Here is a 6,592-nt window from a genome sequence, read left to right as displayed (position 1 = left end):
GTCGTGGAGCGCCTCAGCCGCGCCGGACGAGCTCGGCGGTGTCGCGGGCGATGAGCAGCTCCTCGTCGGTGGGCACCACCATCGCCAGCGGCCCGCGGCCGCCGGGGTGCTCGCGGGTGATGCGCCCGGCGGGGGTGGCGGTGCGGCCGTGCTCGGCGTTGGCCCCGGGGTCCTCCACCAGGCCCAGGTGCTCCAGCCGGGCCAGCAGCGCCGAGCGCACCCCCACGGCGTGCTCGCCGATGCCGCCGGTGAGCACCAGGGCGTCCAGGCCGCCCAGGGCCACGGTGAGGGCCGCGACGTGCTTGGCGGCGCGGTAGGTGAACACCTCCAGCGCCAGCTTCGCCCCGGCGTGGCCCCGCGCGGCCTCCTGCGTCAGGGTGCGCACGTCGTTGGACAGCCCCGACAGCGCCAGCAGGCCGGACTCGGAGTTCAGCTGCTCGACGATCTGCGCGGTGCTCGCGCCGGTGCGCTCGGCGACCAGCTCCAGCACCGCGGGGTCCAGGTCGCCGGAGCGGGTGCCCATCACCAGGCCCTCCAGCGGCGTCAGGCCCATCGTGGTGTCCACCGAGCGCCCGCCCAGCACGGCGGTGGCGCTGCAGCCGTTGCCCAGGTGGGCCACGACGAGCTTCAGCGCGCCCGGGTCGGCGCCGGCCTCGCGCGCCAGCACCTCCGCGGCCCGCTGGGAGACGAAGCGGTGGCTGGTGCCGTGCATGCCGTAGCGGCGCACCCCGAACTCCTCGTACCAGCGCGCCGGCACGGCGTAGCGGTAGGCGTGCTCGGGCACCGTCTGGTGGAAGGCGGTGTCGAAGACGGCGACGTGGTCCAGCTCGGGCAGCACGGCGCGGGCGGCCTCGATGCCGGCGGCGTTGGCGGGGTTGTGCAGCGGCGCCAGCGCCGACAGGTCGGCGATGTCGTGCAGGACGTGGTCGTCGACGAGCACGGAGGAGCGGAACCGCTTGCCGCCCTGCACGACGCGGTGCCCCACGCCCAGCAGCGGCGGCAGCTCCATGTCCAGCAGGCGCTGCAGCACGTGCGCCAGGGCACCGCGGTGGGTGGAGGCGGCGGGGGTGATGGTGCGCTCGCCCTGCGCGGTGCGGAAGTGCACCACCGCGTCGGGGGTGCCCAGGCGCTCGCCCAGGCACGACAGGGAGCGCTCGCCGGTGGCGGGGTCGACGACGGCCAGCTTCACCGAGGAGCTGCCGCAGTTGACCACCACGACGGACCCGTTCCCGCTGGACTGAGCCGTGGGCACTGCGCGCTCCCCTCGCCGGGCCGGCGACCAGGGCGGTCACCGGTCGCCCACGAGCCTGTCACGGACGGCCGCGCCGCACCCGCCGGGCGCACCGCGGGTGGTCACCCTCACGCCCGGTGCGGCCGCCCGCCGCCCGGTCGCGCTCAGGCGGGGGCCGGGGCCGCCAGGGGCAGCGGCCAGTCCTCGCGGTGCAGCGCCGTCTCCCAGAAGAGGTGCTCGTAGCGGGTGGCCGTGGCGAACGCCTCGTGCAGCGGCTCCAGGTCGTCCAGGCCGGCGGCGGCCTCGTCGACCAGCCGGCGGGCGGTGGCCGCCGAGGCGTGGAACCCCTCCGCGTCGTAGGCGGCGACCCAGCGCGCGTACGGGTGGTGCGCGCCGGCGTCCAGGACGGCCGCGGCGGAGCGGGCCAGCCGGCGCGCCACGTCGGCGTAGACCCAGAAGCACGGCAGCACCGCCGCCGCGGCCACCGGGTACGCGGCGGTGGCCGCGGTGGCCACCAGGTGCGAGACGTAGCCCAGCGTGGTGGGCGAGGCGTGCGCGGGGCCGTCGGCGGCGGGCAGCGCCCCGGAGCCGAGCAGGTCGCCGTGCAGGGAGGTCTCGACCACGGCGGCGCCGTGCGCGGCGGAGGCCCAGAACGCCGCGGCGGCCGTGTCCGGGGCGCGCGCGGCCAGCAGCGCCAGCGCCCGCCCGTACCCGGCGAGGTAGATCTCGTCCTGCTCGAGGTAGTGGCGGAAGACGGCGGCGTCGAGGGTGCCCTCGCCCAGCTCGCGCAGGAACCGGCACCCGTCGATGGCGGCGCGCAGGTGCGCGGTGCGTTCCCACGCCTGCTCGGTGAAGGGGCGCACGGGGTTCACGGGGTTCACGGGGTTCACGGGGTTCACGGGTCCTCCCGGTGGTGGGCGAAGAAGTGGTCCAGCGGGCCGGCGCCGGAGCCGACGCCCAGCGCGCCGGCGGCCGCCAGGGCCCCCTGCAGGTAGTCGCGGGCCTCCTGCACGACGGGCAGCCAGCTGACCGGCGCGCCGCCGCCGCGGGCGGCGAGGGCGGCGATCGCCGCGGACAGGGTGCAGCCGGTGCCGTGCGCGGAGGTGGTGCCCAGGCGCGGGCGGGCGAGGCGGTGCGTGCCGCCGGGCTCGGCGAGCACGTCCACGCTCTCGGCGCCGCCGAGGTGCCCGCCCTTGAGCAGCACCGCGGTGCCGGTGCGCCGCAGCAGCTCCTCGGCCTGCGCGGCGACCCCGTCCACGTCGCGGGCCGGGTCGGTGCCCAGCAGCACCGCCGCCTCGGGCACGTTGGGGGTGACGAGGTCGGCGACGGGGACGAGCTCCTCGCGCACGGCGGTCACGGCGCTCTCGTCGAGCAGCCGGTCGCCGCTGGTGGCGACCATGACGGGGTCCACCACGAGCGGGGCGGGGTGCGCGCCGAGCACGTCGGCGACGACGCGGGTGATGGCGGCGTCGGCGAGCATCCCCGTCTTGGCGGCGTGCACCTGGACGTCCTCCAGCAGCACCTCCAGCTGCCGGTGCACGAAGCCGGCCGGCACGACGTGCACGCCGGCGACGCCGCGGGTGCTCTGCGCGGTCAGGGCGGTGAGCACGGCGGTGCCGAAGGCGTCCAGGGCGCCGAAGGTCTTCAGGTCCGCCTGCACCCCGGCCCCGCCGCTGGGGTCGCTGCCGGCGACGGTGAGGGCGACGCGGGCGCTCACCGGGCCCCCTCCCCCGCCGCGCCGCGCGCGCCGGGACCCGCGGCGTCCCAGGCGCTGCGCAGCTGCGCGGCCGCGGCCCGCGGGTCGGGCGCGGCGCACACCGCGGACACCACGCAGGCGCCGGCGGCGCCGGCGGCGCGCAGCCCGGCCAGGTCGGCCGCGGTGATCCCGCCGATCGCCACGCACGGCGTGCCGGCGGCGGCGCGCACGACCTCGCGCACCCCGTCCAGCCCGAGCGGGGCGGCGGCGTCGGTCTTGGTGGCGGTGGCGCGCACGGGCCCGACGCCGAAGTGGTCCACGACCCCGGCGGGGGCGGCGAGCACCTCCCGCGCGCTGGAGACCGACAGGCCCAGCAGCGGCCCGGGGCCCAGCAGGCGGCGCGCGTCCTCGGCGGGCAGGTCCGACTGGCCCAGGTGCACCCCGTCGGCGCCGGCGACCAGGGCGACGTCCACGGCGTCGTCGACGATCACGGGCACGCCGGTGCCGCGCAGCACCTCCTGCACGGCGCGCACCAGGGCCAGCAGCTCGCGGTCGCCGACGCCCTTGCCGCGCACCTGCACGGCGGTGGCGCCGCCGGCGACGGCCTCGCCGACGACGGCGGGCACCCCGCGCGCGCCGCACAGGGCGGTGTCGGTGACCAGGTACAGCGAGGGGTCGAAGGGGCGGCGCGGGGCGCTCACGCCAGCCGCCCGGGGGTGCTCAGGTCCGCGCGCAGCGCGGCGGCGTCCACCGCGTCGAGCTCGTCGACCCAGGCGACGGCGAAGGAGCCCGGGCCGGTGCAGCGGGCGGCGGCGCGCTCGGCGGCCAGCGCCACGTGGGCGTGGGCGGCGACCGCGCCCAGCAGCGGGTCGCCGGCCACGGCGGTGCACGCGGCGACCAGCGCGCCCAGCGCGCACCCGGCGCCGGTGGTGCGCGTCAGCAGCGGCGAGCCGCCGCGCACCCGCACGACGTCCTCGCCGCGCACGAGCACGTCGACCTCGCCGGAGACGGCGACCACGCCGCCGGTGCGCCGCGAGAGCCGGCGGGCGGCCTCCAGGGCGTCCTCGGCGCCGGCGGTGGAGTCCACCCCGCGCCCGCCGCCGCCGGCGCCCTGGAGCCCGAGGACCTCGGAGGCGTTGGCGCGCACCACGGCGGGGCGGTGCGCGAGCAGGTCGCGGGCCACGCCGGTGCGGAAGGCCAGCGCGCCCACGGCGACGGGGTCCAGCACCCACGGCGTGCCGGCGGCGTGCGCGGCGGCCGCGGCCAGCGCCATGGCGCGGGCCCGCTCGTCGTCGAGGGTGCCGACGTTGACCAGGACGGCGGAGGCGGCGCGGGCGAAGTCCGCGGCCTCGCGGGGGTTGTCCACCACCGCCGGCGCGGCGCCGGCGGCGAGCAGGACGTTGGCGGTGATCGTGGTGACCACCGAGTTCGTCAGGCACTGCACCAGCGGGTGCTCGCGGGCCAGGGCCTCGCGCACGTCCGCGACCTGCTGCGCGCCCGGGCGCGCGGGGTTTCCGGCGTCCACGCCGTGACATCCCTTCGTCAGCACTACCTGCGTCAGGTTCGACGGGTGTGATCTCAGCCCCCTGCGGGGCACCCCGTGTCGCGGGCGAACCTAACACCCGCCCCGGCCGCGCCCGGCGGGGCGGGGGCGGTCAGCGCGCGGGGCTGGGCGCGGGCGCCGCGCCGCCGACGACGGCGGCAGCGCTGACGTCGCTGACGACGGTGACGTCCCGCCCGGCCTTCTTGCCCTCGTACAGGGCCAGGTCGGCCATCGCGATCACCTCGGCGGCGCTCAGGCCCGGCTGCCACTGCGCCACGCCCACCGTGCAGGTCTGCCCGCGCGGCACGACGGCGCGGATGCGGTCGGCCACGGCGCGGGCGCCGGCGGCGCTGCACCCGGGCAGGGCCAGCACGAACTCCTCCCCGCCCCAGCGGGCCAGGGTGTCCACCTCGCGCAGGCACCCGGAGGCGGCGGCGGCGAACTCCTGCAGCAGGTCGTCGCCGGCCAGGTGGCCCTGCGTGTCGTTGTAGCGCTTGAAGTGGTCCAGGTCGAGCAGGCAGAAGGACAGCGGCAGCCCGGTGCGCACGGCGCGGGCGATCTCCTTGCCGGTGGCCTCGTCCCAGCGGCGGCGGTTGGCCAGGCCGGTGAGCGGGTCGCGCTCGGCGGCCAGGGCGAGCTGGGTGAGCAGGTCGGCGCGCTCCATGCCGTGCGCGGCCTCCAGGGCCAGGGTCGCCATGACCACGCGCACGTGCGCGGGCAGCTCCTCCACGCGCTCGCGCCAGACGCTGACGAGCAGCCCGGCGGTCTGCCCGTCGGCGGTGGTGATCGGCTGGTAGGCGGCGGAGGTGACGCCGAGCTGCTCGCGCAGCCGCTCCGAGGCGCCGCCGTGCCCGGCGAGGTCGTCGACGAAGCGCGGCTCGCCGCGGCGGAAGGTCTGCGCGAGCAGGGACGGCTCGCCCGCGGCCACGCTCACCGCGCTCATCCCGGCGCCCCACAGGGCGCGGGTGACCAGCTCGCCGCGCCCGTCGGGCTCGACGAGGTACACCCCGTCGGCGCCGGTGATGCGGGCGGTGGCCTCGCACAGCGCCTCGCGGGCGTCGGCGGCGGCGTTGAGGGAGCGCAGCGCGCCGGTGAGCATCTCCGCGCTCTGCGCCTGCCGGCGGGCGGCGGCGGCCTGGCGGCGCACCTCGGCCAGCAGCGCGTCGCGCTCGTCGCGGCCCAGGGCGAGCACGAGGCCGATGGCGGCGCCGACGGCGGCGAAGGACTGCACGAGCAGGGCCCGCAGCGCGGGGTCGGCGGAGGCGGCGAAGGGGCCGGAGCCGTGCAGGGTGAACAGCACCGCGGCGGTGCCGGTGAGCAGGCAGTGCCAGGCGACGGTGCGGGTGCAGAAGCGCAGCGCCACCCACACCGTGAGCACCAGGAGCAGGAACGTCAGGGGCACCTCGCCGCCGGCGGTGAACTGCACGGCGTAGGCGGCGGCGGAGACGAGCGAGGCGGCCAGGACCTCGGCGGTGCGCGGGGGGCGGGCCACGTCGGGGTCCACGGCGCGCGGGCCGCCGGCGGTGGCCAGCAGGCGCAGGCCCAGGCAGCCCAGCAGCAGCACGGCCAGGCCGTCGCGGGCCGCCCACGCCAGCAGCACCACCGCCGCGCCGGCACCGCCGTGCCCGGCGACGAGGGCGGCGAGCAGGCCGCCGGCGGTGACGGCCGCGCCGGTGGCGGCCAGCAGCCGCACGAGCTGGCGCGCGCCGCGCAGCGGCCGCCCGGGCCCGGCGCCGGGGCACCAGCGCTCCAGCAGCGCGGTGAACAGCACCGTCTGCACCAGCGTGCCGGCGCCGGCGGCGGCGGCCAGGACGGCGGTGGCGCCGGTGGCCAGGTGCACCGCGACGCCCGCGGCGCCCAGCAGGGCGGCGTCCACCGCGAGCGCACCGCTCCAGCGGGTGCCGCTCCAGCGGGCGCCGGCGCGCCGGCGCAGGCCGAACCAGACGGCGGCGATGCCGGCGCCGGGCGAGACCAGGGCCAGCGAGGTCCCCTCGGGCACGGTGTGCCGGCCCAGCAGCAGGCCGGCGGCGAACAGCAGCGCGAACAGCACCGGCGCGCCGGCGCGCGCCGCGGCCGGCGCGGGGGCGGCGGCCGGGGTGCCCGGCACGCCACGGGCGGCGAG

At 79.2% G+C, this 6,592-nt stretch carries 6 protein-coding genes and 1 riboswitch; all 6 genes read right to left on the bottom strand.

Features of this window, described 5'->3' with window-relative positions:
- Nucleotides 1-13: 13 nt before the first annotated feature.
- The gene (locus GTR00_RS11320) at nt 14-1,252 is read right to left on the bottom strand and encodes an acetate/propionate family kinase (RefSeq protein WP_166611728.1); all 1,239 of its coding nucleotides are present in this window, start codon (nt 1,250-1,252) and stop codon (nt 14-16) included.
- 143 nt (nt 1,253-1,395) lie between these two features.
- Complete coding sequence (locus tag GTR00_RS11315; RefSeq protein ID WP_323132404.1) at nt 1,396-2,130, bottom strand: thiaminase II/PqqC family protein; 735 nt, start codon at nt 2,128-2,130, stop codon at nt 1,396-1,398.
- Entirely contained in the window at nt 2,127-2,948 is an 822-nt protein-coding gene (thiD, locus tag GTR00_RS11310; RefSeq protein WP_166611727.1) for a bifunctional hydroxymethylpyrimidine kinase/phosphomethylpyrimidine kinase, read from the bottom strand. Before thiD ends, GTR00_RS11315 begins: the two co-directional genes overlap by 4 nt.
- Nucleotides 2,945-3,628: a thiamine phosphate synthase gene (gene thiE, locus GTR00_RS11305; protein ID WP_166611726.1), complete on the bottom strand. Its 684-nt coding sequence runs from the start codon at nt 3,626-3,628 to the stop codon at nt 2,945-2,947. Before thiE ends, thiD begins: the two co-directional genes overlap by 4 nt.
- Nucleotides 3,625-4,452: a hydroxyethylthiazole kinase gene (gene thiM / locus GTR00_RS11300; protein WP_166611725.1), complete on the bottom strand. Its 828-nt coding sequence runs from the start codon at nt 4,450-4,452 to the stop codon at nt 3,625-3,627. The genes thiE and thiM overlap by 4 nt, the downstream gene beginning before the upstream one ends.
- A riboswitch (TPP riboswitch) is annotated at nt 4,445-4,538 on the bottom strand. (Overlaps the previous gene by 8 nt.)
- Nucleotides 4,539-4,582: 44 nt before the next feature.
- Nucleotides 4,583-6,592: GGDEF domain-containing protein (locus GTR00_RS11295; RefSeq protein ID WP_205705566.1), on the bottom strand; the 2,010-nt coding region annotated here is incomplete at its 5' end.

The organism is Kineococcus indalonis (assembly GCF_009906395.1).
Taxonomy (GTDB): Bacteria; Actinomycetota; Actinomycetes; order Actinomycetales; family Kineococcaceae; genus Kineococcus; species Kineococcus indalonis.
Note: the sequence above shows the minus strand (reverse complement) of the source record. Positions and strands in the feature narration are given on the sequence as shown.